This is a genomic window from Ulvibacterium sp. (assembly GCF_028285715.1).
GTDB lineage: Bacteria > Bacteroidota > Bacteroidia > Flavobacteriales > Flavobacteriaceae > Ulvibacterium.
This window is the reverse complement of sequence record NZ_JANQOO010000021.1, coordinates 1-24,273: the sequence shown is the minus strand read 5'-3', so window position 1 is coordinate 24,273 and position 24,273 is coordinate 1. Positions and strand designations below refer to the sequence as shown.

24 protein-coding genes are annotated in these 24,273 nt (G+C 42.6%); 17 read left to right on the top strand and 7 right to left on the bottom strand.

What is annotated here, in order from left to right; translation table 11 throughout:
- Positions 1 to 22: 22 nt before the first annotated feature.
- Positions 23 to 886 carry an RNA polymerase sigma factor RpoD/SigA gene (locus Q0993_RS14165; RefSeq protein ID WP_120711242.1) on the bottom strand — a complete coding sequence of 288 codons (864 nt, stop codon included), beginning with the start codon at positions 884 to 886 and terminating at the stop codon, positions 23 to 25.
- 174 nt (positions 887 to 1,060) lie between these two features.
- Between Q0993_RS14165 and Q0993_RS14160 the strand changes: the two genes are divergently transcribed.
- From Q0993_RS14160 to Q0993_RS14145, 4 genes are all read left to right on the top strand, one after another.
- Complete coding sequence (locus Q0993_RS14160; protein WP_299534105.1) at positions 1,061 to 1,570, top strand: DUF6155 family protein; 510 nt, start codon at positions 1,061 to 1,063, stop codon at positions 1,568 to 1,570.
- 2 nt (positions 1,571 to 1,572) lie between these two features.
- On the top strand, positions 1,573 to 2,502 hold the full coding sequence (locus Q0993_RS14155; protein WP_299534103.1) for a glyoxylate/hydroxypyruvate reductase A: 930 nt from the start codon (positions 1,573 to 1,575) through the stop codon (positions 2,500 to 2,502).
- A 121-nt stretch (positions 2,503 to 2,623) separates the two neighbouring features.
- Complete coding sequence (locus Q0993_RS14150) at positions 2,624 to 4,129, top strand: DEAD/DEAH box helicase family protein (RefSeq protein WP_299534101.1); 1,506 nt, start codon at positions 2,624 to 2,626, stop codon at positions 4,127 to 4,129.
- A 190-nt stretch (positions 4,130 to 4,319) separates the two neighbouring features.
- On the top strand, positions 4,320 to 5,564 hold the full coding sequence (locus Q0993_RS14145; RefSeq protein ID WP_299534099.1) for a glycosyltransferase: 1,245 nt from the start codon (positions 4,320 to 4,322) through the stop codon (positions 5,562 to 5,564).
- On the opposite strand, the gene Q0993_RS14140 is transcribed toward Q0993_RS14145, so the two are convergent.
- Both Q0993_RS14140 and Q0993_RS14135 read right to left on the bottom strand, forming a co-directional pair.
- A complete protein-coding gene (locus Q0993_RS14140; protein WP_299534097.1) occupies positions 5,561 to 6,727 on the bottom strand; it encodes an alpha-hydroxy acid oxidase in 1,167 nt (388 codons plus the stop codon). The two genes, Q0993_RS14145 and Q0993_RS14140, sit on opposite strands and share 4 nt — an antisense overlap.
- 71 nt (positions 6,728 to 6,798) lie before the next feature.
- On the bottom strand, positions 6,799 to 7,557 hold the full coding sequence (locus Q0993_RS14135) for a DUF6090 family protein (RefSeq protein WP_299534095.1): 759 nt from the start codon (positions 7,555 to 7,557) through the stop codon (positions 6,799 to 6,801).
- Between the two features lie 441 nt (positions 7,558 to 7,998).
- Between Q0993_RS14135 and Q0993_RS14130 the strand changes: the two genes are divergently transcribed.
- Both Q0993_RS14130 and Q0993_RS14125 read left to right on the top strand, forming a co-directional pair.
- On the top strand, positions 7,999 to 8,841 hold the full coding sequence (locus Q0993_RS14130) for a 1,4-dihydroxy-2-naphthoyl-CoA synthase (protein WP_299534092.1): 843 nt from the start codon (positions 7,999 to 8,001) through the stop codon (positions 8,839 to 8,841).
- A 357-nt stretch (positions 8,842 to 9,198) separates the two neighbouring features.
- Positions 9,199 to 9,825, top strand: coding sequence for an LpxA family transferase (locus Q0993_RS14125; RefSeq protein WP_299534091.1), 627 nt, complete (start codon positions 9,199 to 9,201; stop codon positions 9,823 to 9,825).
- Here Q0993_RS14125 and Q0993_RS14120 read toward each other — a convergent pair.
- Positions 9,822 to 11,150, bottom strand: a complete 1,329-nt coding sequence (locus tag Q0993_RS14120; RefSeq protein WP_299534090.1) for a serine hydrolase — start codon at positions 11,148 to 11,150, stop codon at positions 9,822 to 9,824. The two genes, Q0993_RS14125 and Q0993_RS14120, sit on opposite strands and share 4 nt — an antisense overlap.
- 82 nt (positions 11,151 to 11,232) lie before the next feature.
- Between Q0993_RS14120 and Q0993_RS14115 the strand changes: the two genes are divergently transcribed.
- Positions 11,233 to 12,192, top strand: coding sequence for a D-glycerate dehydrogenase (locus Q0993_RS14115; RefSeq protein ID WP_299534089.1), 960 nt, complete (start codon positions 11,233 to 11,235; stop codon positions 12,190 to 12,192).
- A gap of 14 nt (positions 12,193 to 12,206) precedes the next feature.
- The gene (locus tag Q0993_RS14110; protein ID WP_299534086.1) at positions 12,207 to 13,082 is read left to right on the top strand and encodes a pirin family protein; all 876 of its coding nucleotides are present in this window, start codon (positions 12,207 to 12,209) and stop codon (positions 13,080 to 13,082) included.
- Here Q0993_RS14110 and Q0993_RS14105 read toward each other — a convergent pair.
- Positions 13,077 to 13,478, bottom strand: a complete 402-nt coding sequence (locus Q0993_RS14105; protein ID WP_299534083.1) for a DUF2452 domain-containing protein — start codon at positions 13,476 to 13,478, stop codon at positions 13,077 to 13,079. The genes Q0993_RS14110 and Q0993_RS14105 overlap by 6 nt on opposite strands.
- 255 nt (positions 13,479 to 13,733) lie before the next feature.
- Here Q0993_RS14105 and Q0993_RS14100 point away from each other — a divergent pair, with 255 nt between their 5' ends.
- The 3 genes from Q0993_RS14100 to Q0993_RS14090 are packed head-to-tail and all read left to right on the top strand — an operon-like array spanning position 13,734 to position 16,361.
- Entirely contained in the window at positions 13,734 to 14,198 is a 465-nt protein-coding gene (locus Q0993_RS14100; protein WP_367279610.1) for a 3D domain-containing protein, read from the top strand.
- Between the two features lie 11 nt (positions 14,199 to 14,209).
- Positions 14,210 to 14,884 (top strand): peptidoglycan recognition family protein, encoded by a 675-nt coding sequence (locus tag Q0993_RS14095; RefSeq protein WP_299534081.1) that lies wholly within the window; start codon positions 14,210 to 14,212, stop codon positions 14,882 to 14,884.
- Complete coding sequence (locus Q0993_RS14090) at positions 14,874 to 16,361, top strand: M14 metallopeptidase family protein (protein WP_299534079.1); 1,488 nt, start codon at positions 14,874 to 14,876, stop codon at positions 16,359 to 16,361. The genes Q0993_RS14095 and Q0993_RS14090 overlap by 11 nt, the downstream gene beginning before the upstream one ends.
- Positions 16,362 to 16,369: 8 nt before the next feature.
- Here Q0993_RS14090 and Q0993_RS14085 read toward each other — a convergent pair whose 3' ends face one another.
- Both Q0993_RS14085 and Q0993_RS14080 read right to left on the bottom strand, forming a co-directional pair.
- The gene (locus tag Q0993_RS14085) at positions 16,370 to 16,537 is read right to left on the bottom strand and encodes a hypothetical protein (protein WP_299534076.1); all 168 of its coding nucleotides are present in this window, start codon (positions 16,535 to 16,537) and stop codon (positions 16,370 to 16,372) included.
- Positions 16,538 to 16,755: 218 nt separating this feature from the next.
- On the bottom strand, positions 16,756 to 17,853 hold the full coding sequence (locus tag Q0993_RS14080) for a VWA domain-containing protein (RefSeq protein WP_299534074.1): 1,098 nt from the start codon (positions 17,851 to 17,853) through the stop codon (positions 16,756 to 16,758).
- A gap of 144 nt (positions 17,854 to 17,997) precedes the next feature.
- Between Q0993_RS14080 and Q0993_RS14075 the strand changes: the two genes are divergently transcribed.
- The 6 genes from Q0993_RS14075 to Q0993_RS14050 form a co-directional block, all read left to right on the top strand.
- Entirely contained in the window at positions 17,998 to 18,933 is a 936-nt protein-coding gene (locus tag Q0993_RS14075) for a polysaccharide deacetylase family protein (RefSeq protein WP_299534072.1), read from the top strand.
- A gap of 34 nt (positions 18,934 to 18,967) precedes the next feature.
- A complete protein-coding gene (locus Q0993_RS14070; RefSeq protein ID WP_299534070.1) occupies positions 18,968 to 21,127 on the top strand; it encodes a DUF5916 domain-containing protein in 2,160 nt (719 codons plus the stop codon).
- A 64-nt stretch (positions 21,128 to 21,191) separates the two neighbouring features.
- Positions 21,192 to 22,202: an XdhC family protein gene (locus Q0993_RS14065; RefSeq protein WP_299534068.1), complete on the top strand. Its 1,011-nt coding sequence runs from the start codon at positions 21,192 to 21,194 to the stop codon at positions 22,200 to 22,202.
- Entirely contained in the window at positions 22,202 to 22,807 is a 606-nt protein-coding gene (locus Q0993_RS14060) for a nucleotidyltransferase family protein (protein WP_299534047.1), read from the top strand. Before Q0993_RS14065 ends, Q0993_RS14060 begins: the two co-directional genes overlap by 1 nt.
- Before the next feature lie 38 nt (positions 22,808 to 22,845).
- Positions 22,846 to 23,934: an amidohydrolase family protein gene (locus tag Q0993_RS14055; RefSeq protein ID WP_299534046.1), complete on the top strand. Its 1,089-nt coding sequence runs from the start codon at positions 22,846 to 22,848 to the stop codon at positions 23,932 to 23,934.
- A gap of 138 nt (positions 23,935 to 24,072) precedes the next feature.
- A partial coding sequence (locus tag Q0993_RS14050) for a hypothetical protein (protein ID WP_299534044.1) occupies positions 24,073 to 24,273 on the top strand: 201 nt, incomplete at its 3' end.

Here is a 24,273-nt window from a genome sequence, read left to right as displayed (position 1 = left end):
GTTCTTTAAGGGTACTTTGATATTATCCCAAATAAGCTTTTAGAAGCTTGCTTCTGGAATTATGCCGAAGCTTGCGAATAGCTTTTTCCCGTATTTGACGTACCCTTTCCCGAGTAAGATCAAAAGTCTGCCCTATTTCTGCCAAGGTCATTGATTGTTGGTCTCCAATGCCATAGTACAACTTTACGACATCGGCCTCTCTAGGCGATAACGTATCCAATGCCCGATTGATTTCCGTGTTCAGGGATTGCTGCATCAAAATCTTATCAGGTCTTGGAGATTCCCCGGAACGTAGCACATCGTATAAATTGGAATCCTCTCCTTCACGCAACGGGGCATCCATGGAAACATGTCTGCCGGAGTTTTTCATGGATTGTTTTACTTCGGTAACCGTCATTTCCAATTCCTTGGCTATTTCCTCTGCAGAAGGTGGTCGTTCATGTGCCTGTTCCAAATAAGAAAATGTCTTTTTGATTTTATTAATGGAACCGATTTTGTTTAGGGGTAACCTAACTACCCTGGACTGCTCCGCCAATGCTTGCAGGATAGACTGCCTGATCCACCATACCGCATAAGAAATAAACTTGAAACCACGGGTTTCATCAAATCGTTTGGCCGCTTTAACAAGGCCAAGGTTACCTTCGTTTATCAGGTCGGGCAGTTTTAGTCCCTGATTTTGATATTGTTTGGCAACGGATACCACGAACCGCAAATTGGCATTGGTCAATTTTTCCAACGCAGCTTGGTCCCCGGCCCGGATGCGTTGCGCTAATTCTACTTCTTCATTTGCATTGATCAGATCAATTTTACTGATATCCTGCAGATACTTGTCCAATGATTTTGATTCTCTATTGGTGACCTGCTTGATAATCTTTAACTGCCTCATATATGTCTTTTGGATTTTGATGTTCTACAAGCTATCATTATACATTTTTATTGCGTCTTTTCCAAAGGCCTAAGAGAATTCTTATACAGAATTTATGAGAAGTTTGTGATTTGTTTTGCGAATCTTGGTTAATTGTGCCGAGTTCTCCTATTTTTGACTTTAAATCCCTATTTTATGGGCAAAAGAGCCCTTGTGAAGTACATAGCCGACCTTCCTAAAAAGGAGTTGGAGGAACAGTTACTGGATCTTTATATACGTTTCCCGGTAGTAAAGGAGTACTATGATTTTGTATTCAACCCCAAGGAGGAAAAGCTTATACAAGATGCCAAGGCCAAAATCTCCAACGAGTATTTTCCCTTAAAACGAAAGCGGCCCAAAGCGCGTCGGTCGGTTGCCCAAAAGCTCATTAAACATTTCATAAAACTAGGAGTGGAACCTCATCTTGTTGCTGATGTAATGTTGTACAATTTGGAAGTGGCCCAAACCTTTGAATTGGAAAAAAATGTTCCCGATGCCTTTTACAAAAGCATGCTAAATTCGTTCAGGGAGGTTATACAGTTTCTGGTATTGAATGGAATGATATCCGATTTTAAGCAAAGAATAGTAAAGATTTACCAAACTGTTCAGGACAATCATTGGCCCTATGCCGAAGATTTTTCACGGACTTTGGATATAGTGGAATAGTAATGGCAATTGTGATAATAAGACAGGACGGGAAAATTCCCGAATGGAAGGAGGCATTATCCGCCGCCTCTTCCCATGTTCCCATTTATAGTTATTTGGAAGAACATCCCAAGGAAGCCATTGATATGGCCTTGGTATGGAAACATCCCCCAGGTACATTGCGAGCGTATCCGAATCTAAAATGCATTTCGGGATCCGGTGCCGGGGTAGATTTTATTTTTGAGGACAAGGAAGCTCCATTGCACTTGCCCATTACCCGTGTAGTGGACCAAGTACTTGCCCAGGATATGTCCGAGCACGTTATCGGTGTTATTTTGGCATATTTAAAAAATCTGTATACCTATAAGGTAGACCAGGCAAATCGAACTTGGAAACCATTACCTTACAAACGCATAGAGGACTACACCGTAGGTATCCTGGGAATGGGGGCGTTGGGGATCGTCCTGGCCAAAGATCTGGTTCGCTTCGGGTTCAAGGTTCAAGGTTGGTCCAATTCCCGAAAAAAGGTCGAAACGGTTAAGTCATTCGTCGGGCAGGGTGAATTACCGGATTTTTTGGGCACTACACAAGTGCTGGTATGCCTTTTGCCATTGACCCAGAGTACCGCTGGTATTTTGAATAAAGCCCTTTTCCAACAATTGCCCAAGGATGCATTCGTAATCAATGTGGCCAGAGGTGGGCATTTGGTGGACGAAGATTTACTGGAAATGTTGGATAATGGGCATCTATCCGGAGCCGGATTGGATGTGTACCACAAGGAACCCTTACCTATTTCCCATCCTTTTTGGGAGCATCCCAAAATACACATGACACCACATTATGCCAGTGTATCCGATACCCGATCCGTGGTTCCACAAATTCTGGAAAACTATAGAAGACTTCGGGCAGGGGAACCACTATTGAACTTGGTATCCAAGGAAAGGGGATACTAATTCTTTTGATTTCATGGAATAAATTTTATCTAAGGACAAAATTCTACTAATTTTGCACAATTGGGCCGATGGCAATCCTCCCAATGGAAGAAGCACACTAAACCCCTAAGATTTTACCTCGTTGGAAAACCAAACTACGGAGAAAACACTTTATGATTACCAAAGAGAGGACCTAAATACAATTTTTAAGTATTTGGGCGAAATGCCACAAGGGTCAAACCTGTTGTACCAGCTCCCTACAGGGGGCGGAAAGACCGTCGTTTTTTCCGAGATTGCCAAGAGATACATCAGCCATTCACAAAAAAAAGTGGTGGTGCTTACCCATCGTATAGAATTAAGTCTCCAAACTTCACGGATGTTGACCGGCTTCGGGGTAAAAAATAAAATCATCAATAGTGAGGTTAAGGAATTTAGTGATCAGGACGAGTACATGTGCTTTGTGGCCATGGTGGAGACGTTGAACAATAGGCTACAGGAAGAAAAAGTAGAGATCAAGAATATCGGTTTGGTCATCATTGATGAAGCGCACTATAACTCCTTTCGCAAGTTGTTCAAATATTTTGAGCAGTCTACTATTCTTGGAGTTACGGCCACCCCTTTGAGCTCCAACATTAAACTCCCCATGAAAGATCACTATCAAAAGTTGATCGTAGGAGAATCCATTGCTTCCTTAATTGAAAAAAAGTTTTTGGCCAGAGCTAACCTCTATCATTACGATGTGGGTCTGCAAAGCCTTAAACTTGGAATTAGTGGCGACTATACCGTTAAATCTTCGGATGAGCTCTATAGCAACCAAAATATGCTAGGGAAGTTGCTCACGGCCTATCAGGAGATTGCACTGGGAACCAAGACCTTGATTTTTAACAATGGTATCAACACATCCCGCTATGTCTATGAGACCTTTAAGAAGGCTGGATATGATATTCGCCATTTGGACAATAAGAACAGCCCCTCCGAAAGGCGCGAAATATTGGATTGGTTTTCCAACACCCCCAATGCTATATTAACGTCGGTCAGTATCCTTACCACGGGTTTTGATGAACCCACGGTGGATACTATAATCCTGAACCGAGCCACACGGTCTTTGACCCTCTATTTTCAGATGATCGGTAGGGGTTCTCGGATCTTGCCCAGTAAAAATGAATTTACCGTAGTAGATCTAGGGAACAACATAGCCCGCTTTGGTCCATGGGATGCGCCCATTGATTGGCAGGAGATTTTCCATTTTCCGGATTTTTATTTGGAGAACATCAAGAACGATGAGGAAATAGAACGCGAGTTCGTTTACGAAATGCCAACGGAACTTCGAGCCAAATTCTCCAAATCGGAAGAAATCGAATTCGATATTAAGGAAGAGTATAAAAAAGTATTTGCCCAGGGTCTTAAATCCAAGACCGTCCTGGAGCGAAGTATAGAACAGCACGCACAGATATGCGTGGAAAATGCGGAGGATGTCTTTGATGCCCGAATTTTAGCTAAAGAACTTAAGGAAGAAATAGCGTACCGCGTTCGCCAATATTCCTATTGCATCATGAACAACACCAAGAATTACAAAGAGTGGTTGGAAGAGGATTACGAACGAAAGCTCCGTTCCAGCATTTCCCGGAGATTTGCGGCAAAAATGTAACTTTTCAAAATACAAATTTGGAAGTACTAAGTTGTAAATAGGCTTAGAGGTATTTCAAACCGGAGCCTGCTTTGATTTCTCAAAAATAGAAATGCGAAGTGGGAAAAAGGAATACCTAATACAGGTTTGTGATTTGGTGCTTGTGATTTGAATTTTTAACCAATTCCTTTATAAAGTTGAGACCTAGGACGTGAATGGTAAAACAATCCTCATAATTGGCTTCACATGGCCAGAGCCTACTACTACCGCTGCAGGCCATCGTATGCTTCAGCTTATCCGTTTTTTTCTACGGCATGATTATCACATTACATTTGGCAGCACGGCGAAGCAAACCGACTACTCCATGGATTTGGAATCGTTAGGGGTCCATACGATTCCCTTAGTATTGAATGATTCCAGTTTTGATGTTTTCGTAAAGGAATTGAATCCCGGGATAGTTCTCTATGACCGTTTCCTAACAGAGGAACAGTTTGGATGGCGGGTAGCGGATTTTGCCCCGAATGCGCTTCGTCTTTTAGATACGGAAGATTTGCATTCCCTCCGCCATGTCCGGGAAAAATGCCTAAAAGCCACAAAGGAATTCTCTTTTTCCCTGTGGAAACAGGACGACGTAACGAAACGGGAAATAGCCAGTATCTATCGCTGCGACCTGTCCTTGATTATTTCCGATTATGAGATAAAATTGTTGGAAGAGGTTTTAAATATCGATTCGGACTTATTGTGTTACGTACCCTTTATGCTGAAACCTATCGATGTCCAAGAAGTACGGAGATGGCCTAATTTCGATAGTAGAAACGACATCATTTGTATCGGAAATGGTAAACATACACCGAACGTAGATGCCCTAAAATGGACGATACGAGAGATATGGCCCTTAATCCGAGAGGAACTTCCAAAAGTTAATCTTAAGATTTATGGGGCCTATTTCCCTCAAAAGATACGGCAATTGCACAATCCCAATAAAGGAGTCTGGGTCGAAGGTTGGGTTGAGGATATGGATGTGGTGGTACGGAATGCACGGCTCGTCCTTGCACCCTTGCGTTTTGGGGCAGGAGCCAAAGGAAAACTAATCACCGCCATGCGAAATGGAACACCAAGTATTAGCACGCCCATTGGAGCCGAAGGCATGCAGGGGGACCATATGTGGCCGGGTAAAATAGCGAAGGATACGAATGATTTGGCGGAAGCGGCCATTTCCCTTTACCAACATAAAGCAGAATGGGTTCTGGCCCAGGAAAATGGAATAGAATTGGTAAATACATTCTATAGCCAAGAGAAACATGCCCGGTGTTTAGTTGAACGCTTGTTGGAAATCCAAAAGAACTTGGAAAAACATCGCAACAACAATTTTACGGGCAGTCTGTTAATGCACCATACCCTAAACAGTACCAGATATATGGCCAAATGGATAGAAGCGAAGCGGGATAAGGTTTAACTCAATGTAATTTGCGATTTTCGGAGTTCGGCTATCGTTTCTACACCCAATTGTACCATATTGTTTTGCAGATCGTCGATTAAAATTTGGGCGGTATGGTCCCCTCCGTATTTGCCTAAGGCCGCCACCCCCCATATAAAGGGGCGCCCTACCAAAACAAAATCGGCCCCGAGGTACAGGGCGCGCATCGCATCCAGACCCGTACGGATGCCACTATCAAAGAGTATAGGCACCTTTCCCTGTACCTGCTTTACGATATGGGGCAGCGCTTCCAAGGCAGTTAGGGCACCATTAAATTGACGACCGCCATGGTTGGATACGTAAATACCATCTAGACCTATTTCCACGGCTTTCTCGGCATCCTTCGGATGCAAAATTCCCTTTAAGACCATAGGCCCTTTCCAAATATCCTTCAATTTCCGGCAATAGTCCCAGTCCAAGGTACCCCCCAAGCGGTTGCCGACAAAACCGCTCACAAATTTCATGTCATTGTTGTTCGTATAGTGCTCTACGGTTCGTAATCGGGGGAGTCCATGTAATAAAGTACGATAGGTCCAACTAGGGTGGGTCAGCCCTTGCCATAACATTTTGGGCGTGATCTTGGGAGGCATGGATAGCCCGGCCCGTTTACTACGTTCCCGCCTACTGGCCATGGGAACATCCGCGGTGACTACAAGTGTATGAAAACCAGTATCTCGTGCGCGTTGCAAAAGCGATTGCAGCAAAGGTGTATCCTTAGGTGGGTAGAGTTGAAACCAGCCCATATCACCAACATCTTTTCCGATAGTTTCAGGAGTTTCCGTGGCTACGGTGCTAAGGCAAAACGGGATTTGGAGACGATTGGCCGTAGCCGCCAAATAGTGCTCTGCCTTGGGCCACATCAATCCGGTCAATCCTACAGGTGCCATGCCTATGGGAGCTGTATAGGTCTTGCCAAATAGCTTGGTTTCCATATCTACTTTTAAAGGACCCAAACAAAAGCGCGGTACAAAGGAAATCTGCTGAAAAGCATTGCGATTCCGTTGTAGTAATTCCTCATCACCGGTACCCCCTTCCAAATAGGCCCATGCCACCTGGGGCACTCTTTTTTTTGCCCTTTCGGCCAAGTCCATTAGCGTAGGATAACGATTAGAAAAATGTTCTCGATTCTTTTCGTAAGTCATAGAATGAAAATACGGGAAATTGGTGAAACCCTTGTTTCAAAAAGAACTAAAATTAGGGGAGTAGCTAGTCCTTAATCCAGGTTCTTCAGTTCTTTGCCTATTTCCTCCTTTACCTCCAGGGCCTGTATTCTGATTTGTTCCCATCGTGCCATCTGTTCACGATTACTACCAAACTTTAGCAGCACCATTTTCCAGAAATCCCTATTGGTCTTGAGTACTTCCAAATCGATACTTTGTAAGTCGGAAATGTTTTGGACATTGAGCCCCAATGATGAAAATCCTTCGTGATTCATAAAAAGGGTTTCTATAAAAAGAGGGGTGATGGATTCATCAGTTATTTGCCGGGTTGTGCCGTCAGTATCACTTTCCTTGGCGTTGCGGTAATAGTCAAAAATACTTTGTCGTAAACCTTCATTTTGCACATAAGTCATTTTACCCGAGGAAACCGCTTCATCAAAGATTCCGCTATTGCTTTTAAAATACTGATCCACAACAAACTCGAAGGATTCCAGGATAAAACTCGATTTGTCAATAGTATCGGTTTGTTGTAATAGTTGTAAAGTACTATCCAACCTGCTTAGGCGTTCCTGGGAAAGTCGGGTATTGTTATCTATTTGTAGAATGTCCAATCCTATTTCGTTGGAAAGGTTTACCAAAAGTGTAATTTCTTTTTCACGCTCTTTTTTATACTCACTGTAGTTGTTTAATTGCAATGCTATTAAAATACCAATGACCACCAAAACGATTTCCCCTATGGCATAGAGCAGATACTTACTGAATTTTTTTTCGGTAAGTAATTGTTTTCTAACGTGTCTAAAGAACTTTAACATACCTGTTTATTTATAATTCCAACGCTTCGGGCTGGCCCCTTCACTAAAAATGTCTGCCAGACATTTTCTATACGTTCGGTCCTGGAAGAATTTTAGCATCACGGATTGTTTGTACTAAGACCTACCTCTAATATAAAGTTTGTTTTTATACTTCCCTAAAACCAATGGTATTGAATTTTTTGAATCAATGGCTTAATTGATTGAAATCATTTGGATTACTTAAGGTAAACAGGATAAAGCCCTAATTCCCAATATCTTTGTTATGCTTTTGCAAAAAAGCCAAACATTTTGAGTGGAGTACAGTAGAACTACCACAAAAGCAATAAATCGCTATCGGTAAGTATTCATATTGGCCCAAGGCTTTTCTTTGGCAAATGGTGACCCACCTAGCTTCTAGGATACTTAAAAATCCCGTATTTTGCAGTAGTAAAAAGTCGGAGTATGAAAACACCTAACTGGAAAACAGTCAAGGAATTTGAGGATATCACGTATAAGAAATCGGATGGGGTGGCACGTATCGCCTTTAACCGTCCCAATGTGCGCAATGCCTTTCGTCCAAGGACCACGAGCGAGCTATATGAAGCCTTTTATGATGCCCAGGAAGATACTTCCATTGGGGTGGTACTCCTTTCCGCAGAAGGCCCTTCAACCAAGGATGGGGTCTATTCCTTTTGTAGTGGAGGAGACCAAAAGGCAAGGGGACATCAGGGCTATGTAGGCGATGATGGCATGCACCGCCTAAATATTTTGGAAGTGCAGCGGTTGATTCGTTTTATGCCCAAAGTGGTTATTGCCGTGGTCCCAGGTTGGGCCGTAGGTGGCGGTCATAGTCTTCATGTGGTGTGCGATCTTACCCTGGCCAGTAAGGAACATGCCCTTTTTAAACAGACAGATGCAGATGTCACCAGTTTTGATGGGGGTTACGGTTCTGCTTATCTGGCCAAAATGGTGGGGCAAAAGAAAGCCCGGGAAATTTTCTTTTTGGGCCGCAGCTATACCGCGCAGGCCGCTTATGAAATGGGTATGGTAAATGCGGTGGTTCCCCATGAGGAATTGGAAGATACGGCCTATGAATGGGCACAGGAAATTTTGGAAAAATCTCCCACTTCCATAAAGATGTTGAAGTTTGCCATGAACCTTACGGACGACGGCATGGTAGGACAACAGGTCTTTGCCGGGGAAGCGACACGACTCGCCTATATGACCGATGAGGCCAAAGAGGGCAGGGATGCCTTTTTGGAGAAACGAAAACCCAACTTTGGAAAAAACAATTGGATTCCCTAGGGGCTTCAGGTCTGAGGTCTCAAGTTTAAGGTTTTGGAATTTGGTATTTGATATTTGGGATTTGGGATTTGGAATTTAAGTTTCAGGTTCAAGATTTAACGAAAGAACGGATGGGAGAGCGTTTCCTTGGGATAGGAAGAGAACTAAAAAGAGCCCTGTCTTTACGATCAAGGCTCTTTTACGAGAACACTATATGAAAATGAAAAAATTAACTCCTTGTTTTTAATTACACTGTAAACATACGACCAACATCTGCCTGTTGGAAATTATTGTTGTGTGATGAGGGAGATTTGTGGTGTAAGTGGCACTTTTTGATATATGGCCCGTAAAAGCACTTTTAAATAGACCCTTATATTTATGGATAAAATGGACATATGCGCTTTCATTCCCCAATTTTATAGGGAATTCCCCCATATTGCAAAGCACGAAAGCCCATGGCATATTATTGAAAAACTAGATGATATACTTAGGAATATGCTTGGGGCACTTTCTAAGGAGGAATACAACTTCACCGATGAGGTGGCCGTCCATAAATCTGCCTATGTTGAAAATGGGGTAACCTTTAAGAAGCCTGCAATTATCGGAAAAGATTGTACGGTGAAGGCAGGCTCGTATTTTAGAAATGGGGTTTATCTGTGCTCGGATGTGGGTATTGGGGCCAATTGTGAGATAAAACAAAGTATTATTTTTTCCAAGTCGCGCATTGCGCATTTAAATTATGTGGGAAATTCAATTATTGGAAATGATGTAAATCTGGAAGCAGGCTCCGTTTTGGCCAATCATTTTAATGAATATAAAAATAGGACTATACGTGTAGTATTGGACGATGCCATTGTGGACACTGGAATAACCAAATTCGGTTCCTTAATCGGGGATTACGGTAGGGTAGGGGCTAATGCGGTATTGAATCCGGGCACCCTATTGACCCCGGGCTCGGTAGTGGGAAGATTGCAGCATGTAGACCAATTAAAGGCATCTACTTAGGGAATGGCCTGGAGAACATCCTTCAAAAATCCATTAAAATCAAATTCCGGGGCTTCGGCCAATCCTGTTCTCACAATGACCAAATCCTTTGAGGGAATAATAAAGACACGCTGACCTTGATAGCCATTGGCAGAATACAGGTCCTTTGGAGCATCCGGATATTTGCCATGTGCATTCAACCAAAAATGCCCTCCATAAGTACCATCCGACAGATCTGTGGGTTCGGTTACATAATCTACCCAAGACTGATCGAACAATTGTTCCCCATTCCAATTTCCGTTGTTTAGGTAAAGTAACCCAAATTTGGCCCAATCACGGGTATTGGCCCAGGCATAGGACGATCCCACAAAGTTCCCCGCCATATCGGTCTCGATTAACATGGAATGCATTCCGATTCTATCGATCAAAGCCGAATAGGGAAAGTTTATGTAATCCTGGTAGGTATTGAACTGATCTCTAAGAATTCCGGAAAGTAGATTGGATGTTCCCGAAGAATAATTCCAAATTTCGGTAGGTTTCGCCAAGGCTTTCTTTTCGGCCTGCACCTCGGTCATATCCGTAGCTAAAAAGAGCATTTTGGTAACGTCCGAGATTCCTGAATAGTCTTCGTCCCATTCCAGTCCACTTTGCATACGCAATAAATGGTTAAGCGTAATTTCTTTACGTGCATCGTTTTCCCAGGCCTTCACCATCCCGGTCTTACCCAAATCGATTTTACCCTCAAATTCAAGGATACCGAATAAAGTGGCCAAAACGCTCTTGGTCATGGACCATCCCAAAATAGGGGTATCCTTTGTGAACCCGTCCGTGTAGCGTTCAGCAATGATGTGGTTTTTGTAGACCACAAGTACGGAGCGTGTTTTTTGTACATCGGGATTGGCAAAGGCATTGTGAAGCGCATGTTCCAAAACCTGGTAATCCACTTCCTGGAACAATGTATCCTTGGCAGCGCCATTTCCAAATGGGAAAGGGATGGTATCCCGGGTAAAGGAACGCCGTGGTCCAGGCAGGTTAAAATCATCGTTATACGCGTCATTTACCAATGTACAACCCAGTCCGGGCCGGCAAACGGTCTTTCTTGGCATAAGACCGAAAACTGTAGCTGTTGCGGAGTTTTCTTCCACGGTAACATCAGCCAGTTTTATCAAAGGCACGTTGTTGTCATTGAGGACAACGGAAGCTTCGCTACGTTGGGCAATAGCCAATGTAGAAGCCATATTTTTAGAGGCGTAACCGGAAATGATATTGAGTTTAGGGTAGTTGAGCCATACTCCAATAACGAGGAGTACAAGTATCAATGCCAATGCGCGTTTAATCCATTTCATCTTTGCGATATTAAGTGAATCGAATATAACAATTAGTTCTATCTTATTTTATAAATTGTGGGTAGGAAATTTGTCTGTGATTATGAAGGTACTGGTTTGTCTTAACATTCCCGATATAGGTATAGACCAAATGAAGGAAGCGGGTCTGGAAGTTGTAAAATGGGCTAAGGATCTTCCCATGACCCAGAATACATTGAATGCGGAGGCAAAAAAGTATGATGCGCTATTAACGACCAGCAATTACATAATCGATTCGGATTTTTTGCGGGATAACCAACATCTACAAATTATTTCCCAATATGCAGTGGGATATGATAATATAGATGTGGAAGCGGCCATACATTACGGCATTCCCATAGCAAATGCACCCAATGCCATGACCGATGCCACGGCCGATATCGCCTTTGGATTATTATTGGTGGTTTCGCGAAAAATGTTTTTTATGCACAAAACGATCGCCAAAAGGGAATGGCAACATTTTAGACCCCAAGCCCATTTGGGCATAGAACTTAAAAACAGGACCTTGGGTATATTCGGTTTGGGAACTATTGGTCTGGAATTTGCCAAGCGATGCCAAGGCGCCTATCAAATGAAAGTCTTCTACTGCAATCGGACTAGAAATCAACAAGCCGAAAATGAATTGAATGCCAAAAAGGTAAGCTTTGATGAATTACTCTTGGAGAGTGATGTAATTTCGGTGCATTGTGCCTTGACCGATGAAACCAAAAATATGTTTAATAGAAGGGCATTTGAGCGTATGAAGACAAGTGCAATTTTTTTGAATACGGCTCGGGGTGCCGTTCACAATGAAGCCGATTTAATACAGGCCTTAAAGAATATGGAAATATGGGGAGCTGGTTTGGATGTTACCGACCCGGAACCTATGGATCCCCTTAACCCTTTGTTGGATATGGAAAATGTTGCTGTGACTCCCCATATTGGGTCTGCCACGGTTACGGCCAGGAATCGAATGTCGGTGTATGCCGCCGAGAATATTATTGCCTTGCATAAAGGAGAGAAAATCCCATACCAGGTCACATAAAAACACCTATAGTTATGTCAAATATTGGATTGGTCATTGAGGAAAGAAGTCGTGATATCGGGGATTTTCTGGTAGGTAGATTAATTCCCTTTCGTAAAAAGCGCATGATAGGACCTTTCATTTTTATAGACCATATGGGGCCTACGCAAGTAGGGCCTAAGAAATATATGGATGTGGATCAACATCCCCATATTGGCCTTTCTACCTTGACCTATCTCCTGGAAGGTGAAATTATGCATGCGGATAGCTTGGGAACCCAACAGCGCATTCAACCTGGATCGGTAAATTGGATGGTGGCCGGTAAAGGCGTTTCGCATACGGAAAGGACTCCAGAAAACTTGAGAAACGGAAAGATTTCCAAGGCCCATGGATATCAGATTTGGGTAGCCCTGCCTAAAGGGTTGGAAGAAACAAACCCTGAATTCCATCATATTGGTCCGAGCGAAATCCCAAAGTGGACGGAAGGTTCGGCATCATTCAAATTAGTAGCTGGAGAAGGGTATGGACAAAAGTCCCCAGTTCCAGTACATTCCCCGCTATTTATGATTGAAATTACCACAACGGACAACTATTTTTTGGATATTAAGGATAAGGTACGGGGCGAGGTCGGCATTTGTATCGTGGAGGGGAGCATCGAGGCCTGTGGTGAAACCATAGCTAAAGGCAATATAGTAGTTTCCAAAGTGGAGGATACTTGTAAAATAAACCTTAAGCCCAACACCCACCTATTGTTGTTCGGCGGCGAACCCTTCCCGGAAGAACGTCATATCTACTGGAATTTTGTTTCCTCCAACAAGGAAAGGATTGAAAAGGCAAAAACCGATTGGGCCCAAAAAACCTTTCCGATGATGCCTAATGACAAGACCTATGTACCTCTTCCAGGATCATAGTTTTTCCCACATTTTGTCCGGCCCCAATCTGAAACTGCCTAAATGACTAAAACTACACTCATCCGGGGATATTAGGGACAAAAAGGTACTTTCGTCCTTTGCTTTATAGAGATAGTAGGTTTCTCCCGTAATGGGTTCAAAATTGAATTTGGCATTGTATACCAAATTATTGTACTCGTATTGTTCCATCAGTTTTTGATAGGCTTCCTTTATGGAATCATACCTTGATTTAAACTGATGGTTGGCCGTAACAATATTGGTATTTTTCCAACTTGTGACATCCGGAGGTGTTATTCTAGGCGCACTGACCCCACTGGCATAGGGTAATAGTTTGGAATGATACTCCTCGGTTTTGTCGTCAAAAACTACGGCGTCCGGTTTTTTCTCTTTTTTCATAGACGTCAAAATTACGAAAAGCAAAAAATTATTTTGGCATAAGTTTCGGTATCCTTATATTCCATTTTGTTTTTCTAAATCCATAGTATTCCTAGAACAAAAAAGTGGCCCCTAATAAATAGTAATGGGCCAGTTGTGACCGAATTGGAACTCGGTATCCAAGAAGCGATTCCCTTAAGAATTTGCTATAAGGAAAGCCCTAAAAATTTATCCCTTTGCCCAATGAAATGAAAAAAAACTTGAAAAAGAGAAAAGTTGACCCTAAAAATATCAATTAAAGGACCCGTTGCCAACTACAGCGCTTCCCAAATACTATGGTTGGGGATTTTTACCGTGATCTTACATTCCTGTAGCCAACCGTCGGTGGAGAAAAAGTATGATTGGATACCTTTGGAAGTTACGGCTACGGCATACAACTCACTTCCCTCCCAAACATTAGGCGACCCTTCCATTACGGCCTGGGGAGACACCCTTGAACCTGGGAAAAAGGCCATTGCCATTTCAAGGGATTTACTGGATATGGGTCTAAAACACAATACACCTGTTCAAATTCAGGGTTTTGCGGATACCTTTTATGTTATGGATAAAATGCATAAAAGGTGGAAAAAACGAATCGATATCTATATGGGGGAGGATTATAAAAAGGCCAAGGAATGGGGCAGGCAAAAAGTACGGATTACCTATGGCCTAGAGAAAATGGATAGTATAAAAAACGAATAAATTCAAAGAAAATGAGACTAATGTCAGGAATCCTTGTTGTACTTTTGTTAACTTCCTGTTCGGTTTCAAGGGAGATTGTGGACAAGCCCATTGTTTTTGATGATGAGCGCAAAGCATTGACCTTGGAATACCTATCCAATCGTTACGGCTTAGAGCAGGAAGAACCCATAATACGCCCAAAAATGATCGTAATGCATTGGACGGTCATCCCTACTTTTGAAAAATCCTTCGAAGCATTCAACAAGGCCACACTTCCCGATTGGCGACCGGACATCACCTCGGTAAGTGGACTCAATGTATCCTCACAATTCATGGTGGACCGCGATGGTACCATATATCGCTTGATGCCAGAAACCACTATGGCCAGGCACGTTATAGGACTTAACCATTGCGCCATAGGGATAGAAAATATAGGGGGGTCCAAAGACCTGCCTTTAACCAAGGCGCAACTAAAATCAAACATTTGGTTGGTTCGATATTTAAAAGGGAAATATGATATTGATTATGTAATCGGACATTATGAATACAGGCTTTTTGAGGGACATCCCCTGTGGCTGGAAAAAGATGATGGATATCGTACCCAAAAAACCGATCCCGGCAAAGATTTTACGGAAAAAGTCCGAAAAGCGACCAAAGACCTTAATTTTAAACCTATTCCCACAAAACCCAGTAGCGATGCAAATTAAATTTTCCCCGTTTTTTTTCCTCTTTTTGATAATGTTTTCTGTGTACTCACAAGAAAAGGAGATTACGTCCAAGCTCTATGAAACCTATGAGGCGTATAAAGAACCGAGTCTAGACAAAAGGAGGATCAAGTATCATGAGATCCAACCTCTTATTACGGAATATAGGAAGAATCCGAAATTTACCGTTAAGACCGTAGGCACCTCCATAGAAGGTCGGGACCTTAATCTTATCAGTATTGGTAAAGGGGAAATCAGTGTTTTCCTTTGGTCCCAAATGCATGGAAATGAACCCACGGCTACCCTAGCAATTTTTGACATTCTAAACTTCTTGGATAGCGATGATTTTAAAGCTGAAAAAAAGGAAATTTTGGATAATACAACGCTTCACTTTTTACCTATGCTGAATCCGGACGGGGCTGAAGTATATCAACGCAGAAACCGATTGGGTATAGATATTAATAGGGATGCGTTGCGATTGCAATCGCCCGAGGGGAGTACGTTGAAAAGAATGCGGGATAGCCTGGAAGCTGATTTCGGTTTCAACCTTCACGATCAAAGCACCTATTACAACGCCGAGCGCACGGAGAAACCTGCGACCATTTCCTATTTGGCACCCGCCTACAATTACGAAAAGGAAGTCAATGAAGTAAGAAGCAACGCCATGAAAGTCATTGCTTTCATGAACGATATCATTCAAAAATATGCTCCTGGGCAAGTGGGTAAGTACAATGATGATTTTGAACCGAGGGCTTTTGGGGATAATATCCAGAAATGGGGCACCAGTGCCATTTTAATTGAATCAGGTGGATATCCCAATGATATTGAAAAGCAAGAGATACGAAAACTGAACTATGTTTCCATTTTGTCGGCAATCTATACGATTGCGAATGGTAGTTATACGGATATTTCGTTGGAGGATTATGACAAAATCCCCGAAAACGATCGTAAGTTATTCGACTTAAAAATTGAAAATGCTACCTACAATTTACTAGACACCGACTATATACTCGATATTGGCATCAATCAATTGGAAGTGGATAAGCAGGGTAATACTGATTTTTGGTATAGCAGTCGGATTCTTGACTTGGGAGATCTTTCCACGTATTACGGCTATGAAACCCTAAATGCCAACGGCTATACCCTCAAAGATGGAAAGGTGTACCCAGAAGTCTTTGGAAGCCTACAAAATTTGGAAGCATTTGATTTTAGTACAGCCCTTAAACAGGGATATACCTATATCCGGGTGAAAGAAATTGCCCCGGAACAATTGGAATCCCCATACCCTGTAAATATCATCAGTGAAAAGTATGAGGTACCCCAATTTAATTTGGAAGTAGGAATCAATCCTACTTTTATTTTGGAGAGGGACACAAAGACTGTGTACGCCGTTATCAATGGATTCCTTATAGAAATGGACAAAGCAGGAAAATCGATAAATTCCTATTTCCAAGGGAAAAACGGGATGATTTATCGATAATTTCTTCTTTAGTACCCGAACTGAATGTTCATATATGGCCCGTATTTGAGCAGAATCACCATCATTACGAGTAAGGTGGTCACAATGGAGGAGAATAATAGAAGGACCAAGCTTTTATACCACTTGGATAAGGGGCCTATGGCACTGTTTTGAATAATTTCGTTGATTACATCCATGACTTTCATTCTTTGGGCCCAGTTGTAACCGGGCATAGTTACACATCTTCATAGTTTTTAGGATGTAGGTGGTCAATATAAAATTGGAGTCGTTAGTTATTTCAATAACAATATTCGGGCCAAAAACCCTAACACATTTCCCCAGTTCTCGATAAAACGCATAAAAAAAGGGAGAATCCACCGAATTCTCCCTAATGGTATAAACTTAGTACTATAGGTCATTCACACCCACCAGTAAATCCTTGGGCGCTAAATTTGGTCTGCACTGCACCTTGTCTACTCCCATCCTTTACTTGTATGGCTAGATTGCTTTCCCCACTGCCATCACGTTTTGGGCTACAATATTCAAAGAGGTAGAAGCTATTGGCCCGTTGGGATACCCTAAAGGAAATGTCGTTAAACGTCGTTTCCAATTCCTCTTTGTTCCCGGCAAAAACGCTAAAGGTCTTTCCGATATCGGTCAACACCTGAGTATCGATCTCACCCCCAAGTCCTATAGTGAAAAATGAGATATTGGAATTGGCATCATTTACTTTTTTCAAGGCTGCTTCCTCTGTAAAACGGGAGGCCTGATCTGTACCATCGGTAAAAATAACAACAGAAGCGGCCCCTATTTTTCCATCGGACGTACTTGCGTTTAAAAGTTCTGTAGCGATATCGGTCGATTTTATTACGGCACCGTAGAGATCGGTAGAAGGGTCGTTGCTGATATCTTCCGTAATTCCTTCGATAGCTAAGGTAAGTTCTTGTTTGGAAGATGTAGGTGCATTCAATAAATGAAGTTCGTTCTCCCCATCAAACCAGTAAATGGCCATTTTAAAGGAATCCTCAGGCGTGGCCGGCATTACATTATCGATAAAACTGATACTGGCCGATTTCAATTCTTCCAAACTACCGCTGAGCACACTGTTACTCAAATCCAGTACCAGTAGTGTATTATTAGTAAAAATTTGCGAATTGGGAGATATTCGCGCCAGAGATTCAGAAGTGGAAATGGTGTTAAAACAATCATCGTTCCGTCCTTGTTCATAAATGGTAAATTGGTCCGCAGTGAGTCCGGGAACCGGATTATTATCGGCATCGGATACTCTAAAAAATATGGATACTTTTCCTGGAAGGGTGGTAAACTGTTCTTGAATGGATAAGACCAAATCGTTTTCACCGAGATCTAGACATTCATCTACGGGTTTTCCCTTACCAAGCCCGTCTCCAAGGTTAAGATCAAGGTTAACGTCATCATCGGCATTACCGCAGGAGAATAAAAGAAAGGCAATGGAAAAAAGAGCTAGGAATCTGAAGTTAGATTTCATTTTCATCTGTATTAGGTTCAACACACAGAACGGGGGAAATGGATGAAAAGTATAAGATCTAAAAAAAAATATGTTAAACATTGTTAAAGAGGGAAACTTGGAATTTTGTAGCTTTCGTGATTATTTTTTTGATTTTGAAATACCTGATTTATGCATTTACGCATTCTTATTTCTTTGGTATGGATTTTCCAAGGGCTATTGCTTTCGGGACAGGAAAAGACCATTGCCGAGAGGCTGGGATATCCGGCAGATAGCAAATTATTGATTATCCATGCAGATGACCTTGGGCTTGCCCATTCAGAAAATAGGGCCAGTATACGCGCTCTGGAAAAGGGTTCCGTAAACTCGGCCAGCATTATGGTGCCTTGTCCTTGGTTTCCTGAAATTGCGGCGTATGCCCAGAAGAATCCCGGAATGGATTTGGGAGTACATCTTACCCTGACCAGTGAATGGAAGTATTTCAAATGGGGCCCTATCACTTCTAAGGATTCGGTTACCAGTTTAATCGGGGAAGATGGCTACTTCTACCCTTTAATACCTGATTTTGTCGCCCATGCCCAACCGGAAGAAGTAACCCTGGAATTGCGAAATCAGATAAAGAGAGCATATAGTTCTGGCTTGGATATCACCCATTTGGATACCCACATGGGAGCCGCTGCCAGTACTCCCGAACACATTGTGAGCTATATGAAGTTGGGTAAGGAATTTCAACTTCCCGTCTTATTGGATTCTAGAATATACACCACTGAGGATCCTGCCATAAAAACGCTCATGGACGATAATACCGTGGTTATGGATTATATCCATAGCATTTTACCTGCGGATTTTGAAAAGGGGAGTAAGCAGTATTACACCCAACTTTTAAAAACCCTTAAACCTGGAATCACGTGCCTATTGATTCACTTGGCTTACGACGATGCCGAGATGCAAGGTATAGCCGTGGATCATCCGGAGTGGGGTTCCGCTTGGAGACAGGCCGACCTTGATTTTTTTATGAGTGATGAATGCACGAGACTCATTAAGGAAAATGATATTGTGCTTGTAACATGGCGGGAAATCAGGGACAAGATTACCAGGGCAAAATAACTACCGGACCAGTTTAGTGATGCAAAAATTCCTTATGTATTTTGCAATACTTTGTATTGCGCTCTCTTCCAACGCACAAAAAAAGAACGCGTCGTACCGCTATTACATCAAAAAAACAACGCTGCCCATTACCATTGATGGCATCGGTGATGATGCTGCCTGGCAAACTACCGATGTAGCCAAGGATTTCTTTATGGTCCTGCCGATGGACACGGACATGGCCAATGAAAAATCCGAAATCCGTATGACCTATGACGATCGGAATATTTATTTATTGGCCACCTTTTACAATAGTACCAAGGGAACCAACTTTGTGGAATCCCTGCGGCGCGACTTTTCGTTTGGAAAGAACGATAATTTTTTACTTTTTCTAGATCCCTTCAACAATCAAACGACTGGATTCTCATTTGGGTCCAATGCAGCCGGTGCGCAATGGGATGGTACCATGTTTGCCGGCGGGAGCGTGGATTTGAATTGGGATACCAAATGGGTGTCAAAAGTAACTAGGGATGAAGAAAAGTGGGTCTTTGAAATGGCATTGCCCTTTAAATCCATTCGCTATAAGGACGGGGTGACCGAATGGGGTATCAATTTTAGCCGATTGGATTTGAAGTCTAGTGAAAAATCGAGTTGGACACCTATTCCCAGACAATTCCCCACTGCTTCCTTGGCCTATACAGGGACTTTGGTATGGGACAACCCGCCACCCGCCCCGAGAACTAATTTTTCCATCATACCTTATGTGCTTGGAAGTGTTGGAAAGGATTTTGAAGCAGAAGGGGAAACGGAAACCGACACCAAAATCGGCGGGGATGTCAAATTCAGTCTTACTTCTTCCTTAAACCTCGATTTAACGGTAAATCCGGATTTCTCCCAAGTAGAGGTGGATCGTCAAATAACCAATTTAGATCGTTTTGAACTGTTCTTCCCGGAACGTCGTCAATTCTTTTTGGAAAATAGTGATTTGTTCGCGGATTTTGGCTATCCCACCATTCGACCTTTCTTTTCAAGACGGATAGGCTTGGGCGTTCCCATTAGGGCCGGTGCCAGGGTAAGTGGAAATTTAGACAACAATTGGCGGCTTGGAATCATGGACATGCAAACGGCCCGGATAGAGGCCACTGGTTTGCCTAGTCAGAACTTTGGTGTAGTTACCTTGCAAAGGAAGGTATTCAGTCGATCTAGTATCGGGCTTATGTTTGTAAACAAGCAATCCATCAACTATCCCAATGAGGCCGATTCCCTAAGAACGCAATTCCCAAAATTCAATAGAAATTTGGGAGTGGAATACAATCTGGCCTCTTCCAATAACCTGTGGAACGGCAAGGCGTTTTTTCTGAAATCCTTTGCCCCCCAACAAGTAGGTAATGGCGTTACCCAGGCTGCCCATTTGGAATACAAAAGCCGAAAATGGAACTGGCGCATCCAACAAGAATGGGTAGGAGAGGAGTACACGGCGGAGGTAGGTTTTGTTCCAAGAAGGGGCTATGTGAAATTCAATTCCTTTCTAGGCCACCTTTTTTTCCCAAAACGCGGCAAGGTCGTTAGCCATGGTCCAAGATTGAACGCTATCTATTTTTTCAATGAGCAGTTTAAGCAGACCGATCATACCACCTTTTTGGAATACTTGATCGATTTTCGCAACAGGAGCAGTCTTAATTTCTTCATTTCGGACGATTATGTTGAGCTATTGGACCCTTTTGACCCCACACAGCTGGGATTGGAGGAACTGGCTACCGGTACAAAACACCGTTGGAACGCATTTGGCTGGGAGTTTGCCTCACGGCCCCAGAGCTTGTTTACCTATGCCTTTGAGGGTAGGGTTGGAGGGTATTATGCAGACGGCGAAAGGATTCGGCTTTCCACGGAATTGGGATATCGCTTTCAGCCTTATGTGAGCTTGAGCGCCAATCTCAACTACAATCATATAACGCTGCCCGAACCATGGTTTACCAATGATTTTTGGTTAATAGGCTCCGAAATTGACATTACGTTTACCAACAAGATTTTCTTTGCCAATTTGTTCCAATACAATGAACAAACCAGGAATCTGAACATCAATTCCAGGTTCCAGTGGCGTTACAGTCCGGCTTCGGATTTGTTTTTGGTCTATACCAATAACCATTTTATACAACCCTTTGAAGGCAGAAACTGGGCCCTTACCCTAAAATTTACATATTGGTTCAATAGATAAAGTACTGTAACAAATTGTTAAACCAAATCCCATTGGCCTTATTTTTTGATATATTGAAGGCCTAATGACACATGAGTTAAAAAAGATTATAGAAGCCCATATTGACGCGGATGCCCAAGGGGTTAAAACAGTATTGGCTACCGTTGTGGCTTTAAAGGGATCTTCATATCGTAGGCCGGGGGTTTCCATGTTGATCAGGGAAGATGGCAAAATGATCGGAGCGGTAAGTGGTGGTTGTGTAGAGAAGGAGGTTTTTAGGCAATCGGACAGTGTTTTTAAAACGGATATCGCCAAGGTTATGACCTATGATGGCCGATATAGATTGGGTTGCGAGGGGATTTTGTATATTCTTATTGAACCTTTTCGCCCATCTGGTGAACTGATTACTGGGTTTTTCCAGACCCTGAAAAAACGGAAGACTTTCAAAATGGTGTCCTATTTTATGGAAAAGGATGTTGAAAGTGCCGCCCTTGGATCCGTATTTCAGCTAGGCGAAACGTTTTTACCCTTAAGACCTAACTTAAACCAAGACAAGGGAATGCAAGTATTTGAACAAAAAATGGCACCTTGTTTTAAGTTGTTGATTATTGGCGCCGAACATGATGCCGTACAGCTATGTTCCTATGCCACATTAACGGGTTGGGAAGTAACCATTCTAGCCTCCCCGTCGGAGGAAAAATCACTCAAGGACTTTCCTGGTGCCCAGGAATTACTCATCATGGAACCTGGGGCTCTATCCGATCATGCCATCGATGACAAGACGGCTATTGTAGTCATGACCCACAGCTTTGTAAAGGATTTAACATATTTGCTGGCCCTAAAAACAACTCGTCCCATATATTTAGGTCTTTTAGGTCCTGCGGGAAGAAGGGAGAAAATACTTGGGGAACTTATGGAGCGAGTTCCAGAAATTGACGAAAACTTTTTGGAAAATATACATGGCCCTACCGGTCTGGACATCGGAGCGGAAACCGCCCAAGAGATAGCCATTGCCATTCTTGCGGAAATATTATCCGTAGTTCGGGGCAAAAAACCTATAAGCTTAAAGAACAAGGAAGGATCTATTCATAGCTAATGGGGAAGACCGTTGGGAATATTACCGTTCTTATCTTGGCAGCTGGAGCATCGACCCGAATGGGAACTCCAAAGCAGCTCTTGCCCTGGAACGGGACAAACCTATTGGATAATGCTATAAAGAATGCCTCGGAGGTTTGCCCTGAACGTGTTGTTGTGGTTCTCGGAGCAAATGCAGATAAAATCAAGGAAAAATGCAGCAGCAGTGCTGACGTACGGTTTGTTTTTCATAAAAATTGGGATTTGGGCCTGGGCTCTTCCATTGCCTATGGAGTCGATTTCATTCAAAATTCACTACCGAATACTAAGGCTATTCTAATCTTACTTTGTGATCAGCCACTAATCGATTCGAAATATTTGGACCAAAAAATCCAAACCTATAAAAATTCGGGCAAGGGAATAGTCGCCACGGAATATGAAAAAGGGGCAGGCGTACCTGCGATTTTTGGCAAAAGTTATTTTTCCAACTTGGCGCAACTTAACAAGGACGTTGGGGCAAAGGAGATTATACGGAAATTTAAAAACGATACCCTTTCGCTGAACCCATCGGGAAAAACATTGGATATAGATACCTTGGAAGATTATCAAAAATTGACCAAGATGTAATACCTTTTAATACATCAGGATTAAATTCACTTTTAGCCATGAAGAAGATACTGCCTTTCCTCGCCCTATTTTTTCTTATGTATACCTCGGTCATCTCACAAGAAATGGGTTTTGAGGAGTACAAACCTGTTTCTACGCTAGTGGTACCTGAAACGAAGATCCATAAAGCGAAATTCCCATTTATAGATGTCCATAGCCATCAGTTTCGTATGGGTTCCCAAAATCTGTCCAATCTAGTGAATCCCATGGATCAAATGAATATGGCCATTATGGTAAATCTTAGTGGTGGCTCCGGGGATGGCCTGCAACGTATGTTGGACAACGTTTCGGAGCATTACCCCAATCGTTTTGTGGTATTCGCCAATGTGGACTTCGATGGGGCAGGGGCACAGGGATGGACCGAAAATGCGGTCGCCCAGTTGGAAGAGGATATCAAGGCAGGTGCAAAAGGACTAAAGGTCTATAAGAGCCTTGTGCTAAGAAATAGGGATGTCAACGGTAATCGATTGGCCATAGACGACCCACATTTGGATGCCATTTGGGCCAAGTGTGGCGAATTGGGAATCCCAGTATTGATACATGCTGCCGATCCAAAACCTTTTTGGGCGCCAATGGGCAGTAGAAATGAACGATGGTTGGAACTTAAGACACGTCCTGGAAGAAAACGTTCCGATACCAATCCAGCCCCTTGGCAGCAGATAATAGATGAGCAACATCGTATGTTCAAAAAACATCCCAATACCAAATTCATAAATGCCCACATGGGCTGGTATGCTAATAATCTGGGCAAATTGGGCGAACTTTTGGATGAAATGCCCAATATGTATGTAGGCATAGGAGCTGTGATCCAAGAATTGGGAAGACAACCGCGGAATGCCAAAAAGTTCTTTACCAAATACCAAGACCGTATACTTTTTGGCAAGGATGCCTGGAATCCGAATGAATTTCCTACCTATTTTCGGGTTTTGGAGACTGACGACGAATACTTTCCCTATTACAAGAGATACCATGCCTTTTGGTCCATGTATGGTCTCGACCTACCGGATGAAATATTAAAAAAGGTATATTACAAAAATGCGCTAAAACTGATACCGGGTCTGGACAAGAGTCTTTTTCCGAACAAATGAATTTTTAAAACCTTAACTATTCCAAGATTTTTTTGAAGGAAAAAGATGATTAACTTGTACAAAGAACCCCGTAACCGAAATTAGAACAACACTTTAGGGGAAGAAACGTTAAAATCGAATTTTAAGATAATTCGATATATGACAGCGGCACGATTGGAAAACGCCATGGATAATTTCAAGAATACATCACTCATACTTGTATTGTGTTTTTCCCTACTATGTGGATATTCCCAAACCCAAGAAAATCCGTATAATCAAAAAATCTTGGGGAAACTGGCGTCCTATGCCATGAAGCATAGCCCCGAAAAAGTGTATGTGCATACGGACAAATCCATCTAC